Raw genomic sequence first — 15093 nt, forward strand, 5'->3', positions numbered from 1 at the left:
AACCAATACCCGTTCAGCCAGAGCTTGTCGAAGGCCGGCACGACGTGAATCTCTTTGAAGTTGTGTCCGCGCACAGGCTTCGACAAGCTCAGCCCGAACGGTCGGGGGATGGGAAACCAAAATCACAGTCGTTCCACTATCGTCGCAATACCCATCCCGCCGCCCACGCACAGCGTGGCCAGACCATAGCGCTGGCCCCGGCGATGCAGCTCGTCGATGAGGGTGCCGAGGATCATCGCCCCCGTGGCCCCCAGCGGGTGGCCCATGGCGATGGCGCCGCCGTTCACATTGACCTTGTCGTGCGGCACGCCCAGCTCGCGCATGAAGCGCATGGGCACGGCGGCGAAGGCTTCGTTCACTTCGAACAAATCGATCTGGGCTATGTCCATGCCGGCGCGCGCCAGTGCCTTCCTGGCGGCGGGCACGGGGCCGGTGAGCATGATGGTGGGGTCGGCGGCGCTGAGCGCGGTGGCCACGATGCGCGCGCGGGGCGTGAGGCCGTGGGCCTTGGCGGCGGCTTCGTTGCCGATCAGCACGGCGGCGGCGCCGTCCACGATGCCTGACGAGTTGCCCGCGTGGTGCACATGATGGATGCGCTCCACCTGCGGGTAGCGCTGCAGCGCCACGGCGTCGAAGCCCATGCCGCCCAGTTGCTCGAACGATGCCTTGAGCGCGCCCAGGCCTTCGAGCGTGGTGTGGGGTTTGATGAATTCGTCTTCGGCCAAAATGGTCTGGTCGATGAAGTCGCGCACGGGCACGACCGAGTTCTTGAAGTAGCCCGCAGCGCGCGCCGCAGTGGCGCGGCGCTGCGATTCGAGTGCGAAGGCATCCACGTCGGCGCGGGTGTAGCCGTCCAGCGTGGCGATCAGGTCGGCGCCGATGCCCTGGGGCACGAACAGCGTCTCTGAATTGGTGGCGGGGTCTTGCGCCCAGGCGCCGCCGTCGGAGCCGATGGGCACGCGGCTCATGCTCTCCACGCCGCCGGCCACCACCAGGTCTTCCCAGCCGCTCTTCACCTTTTGTGCGGCCAGGTTCACGGCTTCGAGGCCCGATGCGCAGAAGCGGTTGACCTGCACGCCCGCACAGCGAAAGTCCCACCCGGCCTTGAGCGCCGCGACCTTGGGCAGCACGGCGCCTTGCTCGCCCACGGGCGAGACGATGCCCATGACCACATCGTCCACCGCCGCCGTGTCAAAGCGGTGGCGTGCTTGCAGCTCGGTCAGCAGGCCCACCAGCAGGTCAATGGGCTTGACCTCGTGCAGGGTGCCGTCCTTCTTGCCTTTACCGCGCGGGGTGCGCAGCGCGTCGAAAACATAGGCTTCGGTCATGGTGGGGTCTCCGGATTTGAATGGAATTGGCCTTGAGCGCTTGTCCATAAAGCGCTGACAGCTATAAAAATTGAAGCATCAACGCGCTGGCAGGCCCATGCCGCGCGAGATGACTTCCTTCATGATCTCGTTGGTGCCGCCATAGATGCGCTGCACGCGCGCGTCGGCGTAGGCGCGGGTGATGGGGTATTCCCACATGTAGCCGTAGCCGCCAAACAGCTGCACACATTCGTCCATCACCTTGCACTGCAGGTCGGTCGTCCAGTACTTGGCCATGCTGGCGGTCTGGGTGTCGAGCTGGTCGCGCGTGATCAGCTCGCAGCATTTGTCCACAAACACGCGGGCCACCTGCACTTCGGTCTGCAGCTCGGCAAGGCGATAGCGGGTGTTCTGGAACGATGCGACGGGCTGGCCGAAGACCTTGCGCTCTTTGACGTAGTCCAGCGTCCAGTCCATCGCGGCCTGGGCCGCAGCCACTGCGGTGATGGCGATCTGCAGGCGCTCCCAGGGCAGCTGCTCCATCAGGCAGATAAAGCCGCGCCCTTCCATGGCGGGCCCGCCCAGCAGATTCTCGGCGGGCACCTTCACGTCGTTGAAGAACAGTTCGGAGGTGTCCTGCGCCTTCATGCCTAGCTTCTTGAGGCGCTGGCCCTTCTCAAAGCCGGGCATGCCGCGTTCGACCAACAACAGGCTGGTGCCTTTGGCGCCTGCGGCCGGGTCGGTCTTGGCGACCACGATCACCAGGTCGGCATGCCAGCCGTTGGTGATGAAGGTCTTGCTGCCATTCAGCACGTAGTGGCTGCCGTCCGCACTCTTGATGGCCGTGGTCTTGATGCCCTGCAGATCGCTGCCTGCGGCGGGCTCGCTCATGGCGATGGCGCCCACCACGGCGCCGCTGGCCATCTGCGGCAGGTACTTGCGCTTTTGCGCTTCGGTGCCGTAGTGCAGGATGTACGGCGCCACGATCTCGCTGTGCAGGCCAAAGCCGATGCCGGTGGTGCCTGCACGCGCCAGTTCTTCCATCTGCGCTACCGAATACAGCTTGTCGGCCCCGGCGCCGCCGTATTCCTCGGGCAGGCTCATGCACAGAAAGCCGTTGGCGCCCGCCTGGCTCCACACCTCGCGCGCCACATAGCCCTGGTCTTCCCAATCGGCATGGTGGGGCGTCACTTCCTTCTCGATAAAGCGGCGGAAGCTGTCGGCAAAGGCCTGGTGGTCGGGCTGGAAGAGGGTGCGTTCGATCATGGTGGCGATGATCCTATTTATGCAAAGTTACTGCTTGGTTAAATTCATTGTGCCACCGGCACTGCCGAAACGCATCTCTTGAAATGCAAAAGCCGCCCGAAGGCGGCTGCAAGGGCGCGAGGACGGTCAGGGCTTGACGTAGTCCGACACCACCTTCCACTTGCCGTCCTGAATTTGCGACAGCCGCGACAGGTCGCTGCCCAGGCGCTTTTGCGGGCCATAGGTGGCCTGCGCGCTGCCGAACATGTCGGGCGGGAACACCATGGTGTCCATGGCCTTGATGAAGCTGTCGGTGCTCAGGTTGGGGCCGGCCTTCTGCGCGGCCTTGATGAAGGCGTCGATGGCGTTGTAGCCATACACCGAGAACACCGTGGGGTCTTCGTTGAACTTGGTCTTGTACTTGTTGGCCCAGAAGCGGATGGGCTGGCTGGCCTCGTCCAGATAGGGGTGCTGCACCGTCATGGTGGCGTACAGGCCGTCCATGGGCTTGCCGCCCAGCTTGTGGATCAGATCGGTATACGCGGCGCTGGACCCCAGAAAGGTGGGGTTGAAGCCGGTCTTGCGCGCCTCGCCAATGGTGCCGATGGTCTCGCGGATGATAGTGCCCAGGATGACGAAGTCGCATTCCGACGACTTCATCTTGGCCACCTGCGACGAAAAGTCGGTGGCGCCGCGCTTGTACGACGTTTTCTCTGCGAATTCCATGCCCATGGACTTGAGCGCCGCCTCGCCGCCGCGCATCACCTCCAGGCCAAACTCATCGTCCTGGTAGATGGTGCAGATCTTCTTGGCGCCTTTTTCCTTGATGAGCTTGGGGGCCGCCAGGCGGATCTGGTCGTAGTAGGTGGCGGCAAACGAGTATTTGAGCTTGTGGAAGGGCTCGTACATCTCGCGCGCGGCGGTGATGGGGAAGAAGTTGATCACGTTCTTGCTGAACTGCACCGGCATGGCGGCCAGGTTCTGTGCGGTGCCGATGTGGCCCACCATCATGAAGATCTTGTCCTGGTTGACCAGCTTCTGCGCGGCCAGCACGGCCTTCTTGGGGTCGTAGCCCGAGTCTTCCACCTTGAGGTCGAGCTTGCGGCCGTTGATGCCGCCCTGCTCGTTGGCCTCGTCCACGCGCAGCATCATGCCCAGGCGCACCTGCTTGCCAAAGCCGGCCAGCGGGCCAGACAGATCCTGGATGGAGCCCAGGGTGATGGTGTCCTTGCTCACGCCCTGGCTGGGCTGCGCCTGCGCAGATGCCCCGGCCACGGCCGCGAGGGCCAGAGCGGCGATGTGATGAAGTCTCATGGCGCGTCTCCTTCGTGTTTGGATCGAAACAAAAACGATCGCTCGTTATAGAACGATGCCCCGGGTGGGGCACCAGCACTTTCCCTATCCTGCGCGGGCCTGGGTGGCGGTGCGCCCCGGCTTCGACGAGCTCAGTCCGAAAGGGCTGAGGGGCGATCCTCAACAGCCCACAGGCCGTTCAGCCTGAGCCTGCCTGTCCTGAGCGTGTCGAAAGGTCAATGGCCGCCGCTACCGGTACATCGCCTCAATCTGCGCCGCGTATTTCTGCTGCACCAGCTTGCGCTTGAGCTTCATGGTCGGTGTCAGCTCCTCGTCTTCGGCGGTGAGCTGCGTGTCCAGCAGGAAGAACTTCTTGATCTGCTCCACCCGCGCAAACTTGGTGTTCACGCGGTCGATCTCGGCCTGGATCAGCTCCTGCACCTCGCGCGATCGCGTCAGGCTGGCGTAGTTGCTGAAGGGCACATCGTGGTCCTGCGCAAACTTCTCCACGTTCTCCTGGTCGATCATGATGATCACCGTGAGGTAGGGCAGCTTGTCGCCGATGACCACCGCGTCGGTCACGTAGGGGCTGAACTTGAGCTCGTTCTCCAGCTCGCTGGGCGTGATGTTCTTGCCGCCGGCCGTGATGATGATGTCCTTCATGCGGTCGGTGATGTGCAGGTAGCCGTCGGCGTCCACGTGGCCCACGTCGCCCGTGTGCAGCCAGCCGTCGGCGTCAATGGTTTCGGCGGTCTTCTCGGGCAGGTTGAGATAGCCCTTGAACACGTTGGGCCCGCGCACCAGGATCTCGCCCGTGGCCGGGTCGATGCGCACCTCGTTGTAGCTGGCCGCAGGGCCGATGGAGCCGGGCCGGATGCGGCTGGCCGGCACCCCCGTGGCGGCGCCGCAGGTCTCGGTCATGCCCCACACCTCCAGCATGGGCACGCCCAGCGCCAGATACCACTTCACCAGGTCCGGCGAGATGGGCGCGGCGCCGGTGACCAGAAAGCGCGCCTTGTGGATGCCGATGAGCTTGCGCACGTTGTTGAGCGCCAGAACGCGGGCCAGCATGAACTGCGCCTTCAGCAAACCGCCCACCGGCTCGCCCGCCAGCACCCGCTCGGCAATGCGCGTGCCCACGCCGATGGACCAGGCATAGGCCGCCTGCTGCAGGCGCGTGGATTCCTTCAGGGCAATCATTACGCCGGAATAGAACTTCTCCCACACCCGGGGCACCGCGGTGAACACCGTGGGCGCAATCTCGCGCACGTTCTCGGGCACGGTGTCGGGGTTCTCCACGAAGTTCAGGCGCGCGCCGGTGTAGAGCGAGAAGTATTCGCCGCCCATGCGCTCGGCAATGTGGCACAGCGGCAGAAAGCACATGGTTTCGTCCGCCTCGCTGCGCGCAATCAGTGTGTTGTAGCCGCGCACGGTGTAGGTGAGCGCGGCGTGCGTGTGCATGGCGCCCTTGGGCTTGCCCGTGGTGCCTGAGGTGTAGACCAGGATGGCCAGGTCGTCGGGGCGGCACGCGTTGACGCGCTGGTCCACCGCGCCCGCATGCTCGGCGTTCCAGGCTCGGCCGCGCTCGCGCAGGGCCGAGAGGCTCAGCACGTCGGGGTCATCCAGGCCGCGCAGGCCTTCCATGTCAAAGACGATGATCTTGCGCAAGAGCGGCAGCCCGTCGCGCACCTCCAGCGCCTTGTCCAGCTGCTCGTCGTCCTCCACGAACAGCACGCGCGTCGCAGAGTCCTCGCTCAGATAGTGCACCTGCGCCGCTGCGTCGGTGGGATAGATGCCGTTGGCCACGCCGCCGCAGCTCAGCACGGCCAGGTCGGCCAGCACCCACTCGATGTTGGTGCTGGACAGGATGGACGCGCACTCGCCCGGTTCAAAGCCCAGCGACAGCAGCCCGCCCGCAATCTCGCGCACGGCCTCGCCGGTCTGGTTCCAGGTCCAGCTCTTCCAGATGCCCAGCTCCTTCTGCCGCATCCACACGCGCGGCCCGCGCTCGGCCACCGCGTTCCAGAACATGGCGGGAATGGTGTCGCCCGGCAGTACGTCGGCGGTGGCGGGCTGAATGTGAGAGAGATCCCAGAGGTTAGACATGTGCACTCATCTCCAGGTCTTTTTCTTCTTCCACCGCCGCTCGCCACGGACCCCCTCGTCCTTCATGCCGAGATAGAACTCCTTGATGTCGTCCTTCTCGCGCAGCCGATCGCAGCGGTCTTCCATCACGATGCGGCCGTTCTCCAGCACATAGCCATAGTCGGCCGCGTTGAGCGCCATGTTGGCGTTCTGCTCCACCAGCAGGATGGTGGTGCCACGCTCGCGGTTGATGCGCACCACGATCTCGAAGATCTCCTTGGTGAGCTTGGGGCTGAGGCCCAGGCTGGGCTCGTCCAGCAAGATCAGCTCGGGTGCGGCCATGAGCGCGCGCGAGATGGCCAGCATCTGCTGCTGCCCGCCCGAGAGCAGGCCCGCGTCCTGCGCGGCGCGCTCCTTGAGGATGGGGAAGTAGCCGTACACCGTCTCGATGTCGCGCGCCACGGCGTCGGCGTCCGAGCGGGTGTAGGCCCCCATCAGCAAGTTGTCGCGCACCGACAGCAGCGGAAACACTTCGCGCCCCTCGGGCACGTGCATCAGGCCCTTGCGCACGATGGCGGCCGGGTCGCGGGCGGTGATGTCCTGGCCCTGGAACTCGATGGAGCCCTTGCGCGGGTCGATGATGCCGCTGATGGTCTTCAAGATGGTGGTCTTGCCCGCGCCGTTGCTGCCCAGTACGGCCGCGATCTCGCCGCGCCGAACCTGCAGGCTCACGCCCCGGATGGCCTTGATGGGGCCGTAGGCGCTTTCCACGTTCTGCAGGCGCAGCAGGGGCAGGTCGGCGGCGCTGGCCTGCGCGGTGCCTACGGGTTGGGCGGCCAGAACGGCGCTCATGCCCGCACCCCCACGCTGGAGCCCGCCGGACGGCGCAGGTTGCTTACGTCGTCGATGGTGCCGAGGTACGCTTCCACCACGCCAGGGTGTGTCTGCACCTCGCGCGGCGTGCCCATGGCCACCACCTCGCCCTGGTTCATGGCCAGCACGCGGTCAGAAACCTTGGACACCAGCGACATGTCGTGCTCCACCATCAGCACCGTGATGCCCAGCTCGTGCTGGATGTCCTGGATCCAGAAGGCCATGTCGTCGGTTTCCTCCACGTTCAGGCCGGACGAGGGCTCGTCGAGCAGCAGCAGCTGCGGCTCGGTGCACAGCGCCCGGGCCAGTTCCACCACCTTGCGCACGCCGTACGGAAGGCCGGCCACCATGGTGTCGCGGTAGTGCTGCAGGTCGAGAAAGTCGATGATCTGCTCGGCCTTTTCACGCGCCAGGATTTCCCCTTCGCGCACCTTGCGGGTAAAGAAGATTTCGGACCACAGCCGGCTGTGCTGCCGGGTATGGCGCCCGATGAGCAGGTTGTGCAGCACGCTGGCGTGCTCGAACAGCTCGATGTTCTGGAACGTGCGCGCAATGCCCAGGCCCGCGACCTTGTGCGGCGGCTGATCGGTCAGCGGCAGCATCGCGCCGCCGGGCCCCGCGTAGGCAATGGTGCCGTGGGTGGGCGTGTAGATGCGGCTGATGAGGTTGAACACGGTGGTCTTGCCCGCGCCATTGGGGCCGATGAGGGTGAACACCTCGCCGCGCCGCACGTCAAAGCTCACATCGTTGACCGCCAGCACGCCGCCAAAGCGCACGCTGAGGTTCTGGGCGCTGAGCAGTACATCGGCGTTGTTCATGGGCAAAGCAGTGTTGGTCATTCACTTGTCCACGAGGTGATTGCATGGCCGTTGAAACCGGCGCGACCGAGACCAGTGCCCCCGCGCAAGGGCCGCCCCGCCGCGGTGGGGGCGTCCCCCTCCCGACTCGCGCAGCGAGACGAGAGAGGGGGAAGGCGCGAAGCGACTCAGGGGGTGCTTCATTTCAACCTGTCGGATTTTTGGAATGACTTTTGCCGCTTGAACATCCCCTTGCGGTAGAACGGGAACATCTGCAGCCAGGTGCGCATCTTGAGCCAGCGGCCGTACAGGCCCATGGGTTCGAACAGCACAAAGGCGATCAGCACCGCGCCATACACAACGGCTTGCAGGCCAGGGGCCTGGCCGACGGAGTCCGGCAGAAAATCCTTGGAGAGCGCGATCAGCTGCGGCATCGAGATCAGGAAGATCGCGCCCAGGAAGGCGCCGTGCACCGAGCCCAGGCCGCCGATCACGATCATGAGCAGCAGGTCGATGGACTGCAGGATGTTGAACTGATCGGGCGAGATGAACTGCAGCTTGTGCGCATACAGCGCGCCACCGATGCCCGCCAGCGCGGCCGACAGCGAAAACGACAGCGTCTTGTAGCGCGCCAGATGAATGCCCATGCTCTGCGCCGAGATCTCCGAATCGCGGATGGCCACAAAGGCCCGGCCCGTGGGCGAACGCAGCAGGTTCAGGATGGCCAGCGTGCTCACCACCGTGATCAGCAGGCACAGAAAATAGAACGACCCCGTGCTCTCGAACGAGTAGCCGAACATCTGCGGCGGCACCAGGTGCTTGCCCGAGTTGCCGCCCGTCACCGACTCCCAGCGCGCGAACACTTCTTCGACGATGAAGCCGAACGCCAGCGTGGCCATGCCCAGGTAGATGCCCTTCACGCGCAGTGCCGGCAGGCCCACCACCACGCCCACGGCGGCAGACAAGCCCGCCGCGCAGGCCAGCGACAGCGCAAACGGCCAGCCCATGCCCGTGAGCACGGCCTGCGTGTAGGCCCCCACACCCAGAAAGGCCGCGTGCCCCAGCGAGAACAGCCCCGTGAAGCCCGCCAGCAGCATCAGCCCCAGGCCGACGATGGCGTAGATGAGCACAAAGGTCAGCTGCGCCAGCCAGTACTCGGGCGCCACCCAGGGCGCGGCGATCAGCGCCAGGCCCAGCACGCTGTACCAGAACACATGGCCGCCGTGCTTGGCCAGCCGGATGTCTTGTTCGTAGGAGGTCTTGAAAAGAAAGCGCATGGGGTCAGACTTTCTTGCGCAGCTTTTCGCCGAACAGACCGTTGGGTTTGACCATCAGCATGATGAGCACCACGATGTACGCCGCCGTGTCCTTGAACCCATCGGGCAGGTAGAAGCCCGAGAGCGATTCGACGATGCCGATGACGAGCCCTCCCACGATGGCGCCGGGCAGGCTGCCAAAACCGCCCACCACCGCCGCCGGAAACGCCTTGAGCCCGATGAAGCCCATGTTGGCGTGCACAAAGGTGATGGGCGCCAGCAGCAGCCCGGCCACCGCCGCCACCACGGCCGCCAGCCCCCAGGCCAGGCCGTTGAGCCGCTGCACCGGAATGCCCATGTAGTAGGCGGCCAGCTGGTTCTGCGACGCAGCCTGCATCGCAATGCCCAGCTTGCTGTAGCGGAACATGGCGAACAGCAGCACGCACAGTACCCCCGTGGCGCCGATCACCACCAGCTGTTCGGCGCTCAGCACCAGCTCGCCCAGCCGCAGGGACTGGTTCTTGTAGGGCACGGGCAGCGTGTGGGTGTCGGTGCCGATGTTGGGGATCATCGTCACCAGCCCACGCAGCACGTAGCCGATGCCGATGGTGAGCATGACGATGGAGAACGCAGGCTGGCCCAGGATGGGGCGGATCACGGCACGCTCCACCGCCACGCCAAAAACGCCCATCGCCACGATGCTGGCCAGCACCGCGACCCAGAAGGGAAAGCCCAGCACCGTCATCAGCGTCAGGCCGCAGAATGCGCCCAGCATCATCAGCTCGCCCTGGGCGAAGCTCACGGTTTCGGTGGCCTTGTAGATGAGCACGAAGCCCAGAGCGATCAGCCCGTAGATGCAGCCCTGGGAGACACCGCTGACCAACAGTTGCACGAATTGCACCCTGGCTCTCCAGAAGATTTTTGCAAAGCGGTTGCTTTGCATAAATAATGCTGCCTGCGACGGCGCCACCTCGCACTCGGGGCTAACCCTGACCGGGGCGGCGCACGGACCCGCGCGATGAAAACTGCCCTCCATCGTGTGGGGTGGCGGCGCATATTGACGCAGCCACCTACCTCGCGCAATAGGATTAACGACGCCCTGCGAAGGCCCGCACCCCGGCAGACCCCAAGCCCCCTGCAGGCCTCGCGGCAATGGGTCGCCAAAGCGGTGTCGCGATGGTGACAGCGCGCGGCCCCAGGGTGCGCCCTGCGATGCGTGCGAGCCCCCGGCGGACCCTCGCGGGCATGGCTGCCAGGAACTTTTTTAATCAAAATGCTGCCCAGCGCTTATTCATAAAGCGCTGACAGCTATCAAAACAGGAGTGTGCGAGGTCATCGAATGTGTGACTCGCGCGCCCGAACCGACCGCCAGGAGACCCATGAGCAAATCCGCCCCCCCCGCGCCGCAGGCGTTCGAGCCCGCTTTCATCGCGGGGCTCAAGTCCATCTTTGAAGAGAAGATCGTGTTCAACCAGGTGCTGGGCCTGAAGGTGACCGAGCTGCGGCCCGATGGTGTCACCGGCCGCATCGACATGAAGCCCGACCTGGTGGGGCACTATGCCTACAACCGGGTGCACGGCGGCGTGATCAGCGCAGGGCTGGATGCGATGGGCGGACTGGCCGTGATGGCCGCGATTGGCGCCAAGCACATGGACGAGCCGCCCGAGCAGCGCCTGCACCGGTTCGCCAAGCTGGGCACCATCGACCTGCGCATTGACTACCTGCGGCCCGGCATCGGCAGCCACTTTGAGCTGCGCGCCCAGGTGCTGCGCCTGGGCTCGCGCGTGGCCACCACCCGCATGGAGTTTCTGGGGCCGGACGGGCAGATCATGTCGGCGGGCGCGGCGGCATACATCGTGTCCTGATTCGGCCATTCCTTCCACCCCACACCATTTCTCTCGCATCGTTGAGCGACTCGCGAAGGGAGGGGCCATCGCCCGGCCGCCATCGCCAGGGCGGCGTCAGCGGCCTCGCTGGGCCGTATGTGTGATCCCGCAAGCCTTGCAAGCGCATGCTACGCATGAACCGTTTCGTTACCGTTCTTGCGTAACGAAGGCATCTTCGGCGGCGCGTGCTGCCTAGCATGGGGCCTCTTTTCTAGGAGATCTGATGGCCGTGCAAAACCCCTTCTTTGGCAAGCGTGAAACCGAATCCTTTCAACCCCGCCACAGTGCCAGCCCGTCCTCGGTGCTAGGCAGCAACGCCGCCGCCAGCCACGCCGCGGCAGCGCAGGCGTCGGCCACCAGCCAGGCCGTGCCACCGGCCGCATCGGCCGCCGATTCGTCGGGCAGCAAGCTCACCGTGGGCCCCAACATCAAGCTCAAGGGCGTGGAAATCACCGATTGCGACACCCTGGTGGTGGAGGGCACGGTGGAGGCCACGATGGATTCGCGCGTGATCCAGATCTCGCAGAACGGCGCCTTCAAGGGCTCGGCAGAGATCGACATCGCCGAAATCCACGGCGAATTCAGCGGCACGCTCACCGTGCGCCAGAAGCTCGTGATCTATGGCACCGGCAAGGTCAACGGCAAGATCCGTTACGGCAAGCTGGTGGTGGAAGAGGGCGGCCAACTGGCCGGCGAGATCAACGCAGGCTTGGCGACTCCGGCCTCTACGGCGGCCGGCGCGCCCGGAGCGCAGCGCACGGCACCGCCCGTTGCGCGCACCGAGTCCGCAGCACTGGCCGCCTGAGCCTGAGCCAGCGCCGCACGGCCCGGCCCCGCCACCGCCCGCGGCATCAGGCAGATGCCGCGGGCCGCGGCACGGGCCGCGGGCGGCCCTGCTCGTCGATCGCCACGTAGGTCAGGCGCGCCTCGGTCACCTTCACATACTGCCCCTGGGTGGCAAACCGCTCGGCATACACCTCGACTTCCACGGTCACCGAGGTGTTGCCCACGCGCGTGATGGCCGAGAAGAACGACAGGATGTCGCCCACGCGCACCGGCTGCTTGAAGATGAATTCGTTGACCGCCACGGTGGCCATGCGGCCCTGCATGTGGCGGGCGGGCAGCACCGACCCGGCCAGGTCCACCTGCGCCATCACCCAGCCGCCAAAGATGTCGCCGTTGCCGTTGGTGTCCGCCGGCATGGGGATGACCTTGAGCACCAGTTCCTTGTCGGTGGGTAATGCGGCGGGGGGCGGGCTGAAAATGGCAGACATGGGCACAATCCTGTGAAGAGCGGCGGTTGCGCGCTCTGATGAAAACGAACCGGATTGTCCCTCATGCGCCGCTCTGGCGAAGCCCTCCCTGCCCCTTCCACTGTCAGCGCGCCGGCCCCGGCCTCCACACCGGCACAGTCCGACTGGTCCACGCTCGGCCGCCTGTTTCCCTACCTCTGGCAGTACAAGTGGCGCGTGCTGGCGGCGCTGGGCTTCATGGTGGGCGCCAAGCTCGCCAACGTGGGCGTGCCGCTGCTGCTGAAAAACCTGGTGGATGCGATGAGCATCGGCCCCGGCGACCCCACGGCCGTGCTGGTCGTGCCCGTGGGCCTGCTGCTGGCCTATGGGCTGCTGCGGCTGTCCACCTCGGTGTTCACCGAGCTGCGCGAGCTGGTGTTCTCGCGCGCCACGCAGGGCGCCACGCGCAGCATCGCGCTGGCCACGTTCGAGCACCTGCATGCATTGAGCCTGCGCTTTCACCTAGAGCGCCAGACCGGCGGCATGACGCGCGACATCGAACGCGGCGTGAAGGGCATCGAGTCGCTGATCTCGTACTCGCTCTACAGCATCGTGCCCACGCTGATCGAGGTGGCGCTGGTGCTGACCATCCTGGCCGTGAAGTTCGATGCCTGGTTCGCCTGGATCACGCTGCTGGCGCTGGCCAGCTACATCGTCTTCACGGTGACGGTGACCGAATGGCGCACCAAGTACCGGCGCGAGGCCAACGAGCTGGATTCGGCCGCGCACACCAAGGCCGTGGATTCGCTGCTCAACTACGAAACCGTCAAGTACTTCAACAACGAGGCGTTCGAGGCGCAGCGCTACGACGAGAGCCTGGACCGCTACCGCCGCTCGCGCATCAAGGCGCAGGCCACTCTGTCGCTGCTCAACACCGGGCAGCAGCTCATCATCGCCACCGCCCTGGTGGCCATGCTGTGGCGCGCCACCCAGGGCGTGGCGGCGGGCACCATGACGCTGGGCGATCTGGTGATGGTCAACGCCTACATGATCCAGCTCTACATCCCGCTCAATTTTCTGGGCGTGATCTACCGCGAGATCAAGCAGAACCTGACCGACCTGGACAAGATGTTCACCCTGCTCGATCGCGAGCGCGAGGTGGCCGACGCGCCCGGTGCCCAGCCGCTGGCGGGGCTGGACCAGCCCACCGTGCGGTTTGAAGACGTGCACTTCGCCTACGAACCCCAGGCCGGCCGCACCATCCTGCAGGGCGTGAGTTTTGAGATACCGGCGGGTAAGACCGTGGCCGTGGTTGGCCCCTCGGGCTCGGGCAAGAGCACGCTGGCGCGTCTGCTGTTCCGCTTCTACGACATCCAGCAGGGCCGCATCACCATTGCCGGGCAGGACATCCGCAGCGTCACGCAGGGCAGCGTGCGCCAGGCCATCGGCATCGTGCCGCAGGACACGGTGCTCTTCAACGACACCGTGGCCTACAACATCGCCTATGGCCGCCCGGGCGCGCCGCAGGAAGAGATCGAGGCCGCCGCCCGCGCCGCGCGCATTCACGACTTCATCGCATCCACCCCCAAGGGCTACGCCACCATGGTGGGCGAGCGCGGGCTCAAGCTCTCGGGCGGCGAAAAGCAGCGCGTGGCCATTGCGCGCACCTTGCTCAAGAACCCGCCCATCCTGATCTTTGACGAGGCCACCAGCGCGCTGGACTCGGCCAACGAGCGCGCCATCCAGGCCGAGCTGCAGGGCGTGGCGCAGAACAAGACCGCGCTGGTGATCGCGCACCGCCTGTCCACCGTGGTGGACGCGCACGAGATTCTGGTCATGGATGCGGGCCGCATCATCGAGCGCGGCACCCACGCCCAGCTGCTGGCCCAGGGCGGCCGATACGCCAGCATGTGGTCATTGCAACAGGAGTCCCCCTGAGTCGCCTGCGGAGCCTTTCCCCAGAGGGGGACGACGCCCTCGCTGCGGGGCGGCCCTTGCTCGGTGTCCCGCGCCTTGGCCGCGCCAGTTTGGTACGTGCTGCCCTTGGCGCAAGACGCAAGGTGTAGCGCGCTGTTTTCTTTTTTGTTTTTTGTACTTGTCGAGATTGCACGATCCCATGAAGCCCGTCCTGCTTGCCCTCATGTTCCTGTCCGAAGAACACCGCGCCCAGATGGCGCAGTCGTTCGAGCTGATCTACGCGCCCGACGCGGCGCAGGCCGCCGCCGCCATTGCCGGGCACGGCGCGCGCATCACCGTGGTGCTCACCATTGGCGCCACGGGCCTGTCTGCCGCGCAGATCGACGCTTTGCCCAACGTCACCCTCATCTGCGCCCTGGGCGCGGGTTACGAGAACATCGCGGTGGCGCACGCCAAGGCGCGCGGCATCGTGGTGGCCAACGGCGCGGGCACCAACGACGACTGTGTGGCCGACCATGCCTTTGGCCTGCTGATCGCCGCGCAGCGCCGCATCCTGCCGCTCGACAAGGCCACGCGCGCGGGCGTCTGGCGCACGGCACTGCCGTTGCCGCCCAACGTGTCGCACAAGCGCCTGGGCATCATCGGCCTGGGCACCATCGGCAAGAAGATCGCGCAGCGTGCGCTGGGCTTCGAGATCGAGGTGGGCTATCACAACCGCACCCCGCGCACCGACGTGGGCTACCGCTACTTTGGCGACGTGGTGGCGCTGGCCGACTGGGCGGACTTCCTCATCGTCGCCACGCCCGGCGGCGCAGGCACACAGCACCTGGTCAACGCCGCCGTGCTGAACGCGCTGGGCCCGCGCGGCGTGGTGGTGAATATCGCGCGCGGCAGCGTGATCGACACCGCTGCCCTGGCCGCCGCGCTGCGCGAGGGCCGCATCGCCGCTGCAGGGCTGGACGTGTACGAGAGCGAGCCCACCCCGCCCACCGCATTGCTGGGCCTGGACAACGTGGTGCTCACCCCCCACGTGGCTGGCTGGTCGCCCGAGGCGGTGCAGGCCTCGGTGGACCGGTTCCTGGAGAACGCGCGCCGCCACCTGGCGGGGCAAGCCCCGGTGTCTCCGCTCTGAAAATATGAATAAAAAATGGCTCGGATGTCCTGCATAACCCTCGCGAGTCGGTGGTAGTGCGGATCGGGAT

Annotated in this window: 13 protein-coding genes; 4 read left to right on the forward strand and 9 right to left on the reverse strand. The window is 65.8% G+C overall.

Annotation, left to right across the window (positions count from 1 at the left end; translation table 11 throughout):
- Positions 1-122 precede the first annotated feature (122 nt).
- The 8 genes from ACOQFS_RS11990 to ACOQFS_RS12025 form a co-directional block, all read right to left on the reverse strand.
- Positions 123-1328, reverse strand: coding sequence for an acetyl-CoA C-acetyltransferase (locus tag ACOQFS_RS11990; protein ID WP_421563086.1), 1206 nt, complete (start codon positions 1326-1328; stop codon positions 123-125).
- Between the two features lie 78 nt (positions 1329-1406).
- Positions 1407-2573 carry an acyl-CoA dehydrogenase family protein gene (locus tag ACOQFS_RS11995; RefSeq protein ID WP_421563087.1) on the reverse strand — a complete coding sequence of 389 codons (1167 nt, stop codon included), beginning with the start codon at positions 2571-2573 and terminating at the stop codon, positions 1407-1409.
- Positions 2574-2699: 126 nt separating this feature from the next.
- Positions 2700-3866: an ABC transporter substrate-binding protein gene (locus ACOQFS_RS12000; RefSeq protein ID WP_421563088.1), complete on the reverse strand. Its 1167-nt coding sequence runs from the start codon at positions 3864-3866 to the stop codon at positions 2700-2702.
- 228 nt (positions 3867-4094) lie between these two features.
- Entirely contained in the window at positions 4095-5951 is a 1857-nt protein-coding gene (locus tag ACOQFS_RS12005; RefSeq protein WP_421563089.1) for an AMP-dependent synthetase/ligase, read from the reverse strand.
- Between the two features lie 6 nt (positions 5952-5957).
- Complete coding sequence (locus ACOQFS_RS12010; protein ID WP_421563090.1) at positions 5958-6782, reverse strand: ABC transporter ATP-binding protein; 825 nt, start codon at positions 6780-6782, stop codon at positions 5958-5960.
- A complete protein-coding gene (locus ACOQFS_RS12015) occupies positions 6779-7642 on the reverse strand; it encodes an ABC transporter ATP-binding protein (RefSeq protein ID WP_421563091.1) in 864 nt (287 codons plus the stop codon). Before ACOQFS_RS12015 ends, ACOQFS_RS12010 begins: the two co-directional genes overlap by 4 nt.
- 158 nt (positions 7643-7800) lie before the next feature.
- Positions 7801-8877, reverse strand: coding sequence for a branched-chain amino acid ABC transporter permease (locus tag ACOQFS_RS12020; protein ID WP_421563092.1), 1077 nt, complete (start codon positions 8875-8877; stop codon positions 7801-7803).
- 4 nt (positions 8878-8881) lie between these two features.
- Complete coding sequence (locus ACOQFS_RS12025) at positions 8882-9757, reverse strand: branched-chain amino acid ABC transporter permease (RefSeq protein ID WP_421563093.1); 876 nt, start codon at positions 9755-9757, stop codon at positions 8882-8884.
- Between the two features lie 478 nt (positions 9758-10235).
- On the opposite strand from ACOQFS_RS12025, the gene ACOQFS_RS12030 reads away from it, so the two are divergent.
- Positions 10236-10721 (forward strand): thioesterase family protein, encoded by a 486-nt coding sequence (locus ACOQFS_RS12030; RefSeq protein WP_421563094.1) that lies wholly within the window; start codon positions 10236-10238, stop codon positions 10719-10721.
- Positions 10722-10965: 244 nt separating this feature from the next.
- Positions 10966-11547 carry a bactofilin family protein gene (locus ACOQFS_RS12035; protein ID WP_421563095.1) on the forward strand — a complete coding sequence of 194 codons (582 nt, stop codon included), beginning with the start codon at positions 10966-10968 and terminating at the stop codon, positions 11545-11547.
- A 46-nt stretch (positions 11548-11593) separates the two neighbouring features.
- Here the strand turns inward: ACOQFS_RS12035 and ACOQFS_RS12040 are convergent, their stop codons facing one another.
- On the reverse strand, positions 11594-12016 hold the full coding sequence (locus tag ACOQFS_RS12040; RefSeq protein ID WP_421563096.1) for an acyl-CoA thioesterase: 423 nt from the start codon (positions 12014-12016) through the stop codon (positions 11594-11596).
- A 63-nt stretch (positions 12017-12079) separates the two neighbouring features.
- Between ACOQFS_RS12040 and ACOQFS_RS12045 the strand changes: the two genes are divergently transcribed.
- Together ACOQFS_RS12045 and ACOQFS_RS12050 are read left to right on the forward strand one after the other, a co-directional pair.
- Positions 12080-13912 carry an ABCB family ABC transporter ATP-binding protein/permease gene (locus tag ACOQFS_RS12045; protein ID WP_421563097.1) on the forward strand — a complete coding sequence of 611 codons (1833 nt, stop codon included), beginning with the start codon at positions 12080-12082 and terminating at the stop codon, positions 13910-13912.
- Positions 13913-14090: 178 nt separating this feature from the next.
- Positions 14091-15023 (forward strand): 2-hydroxyacid dehydrogenase, encoded by a 933-nt coding sequence (locus ACOQFS_RS12050; protein WP_421563098.1) that lies wholly within the window; start codon positions 14091-14093, stop codon positions 15021-15023.
- Positions 15024-15093: the final 70 nt, after the last annotated feature.

This window comes from Paracidovorax sp. MALMAid1276 (assembly GCF_049198005.1).
Classification (GTDB): domain Bacteria; phylum Pseudomonadota; class Gammaproteobacteria; order Burkholderiales; family Burkholderiaceae_C; genus Acidovorax.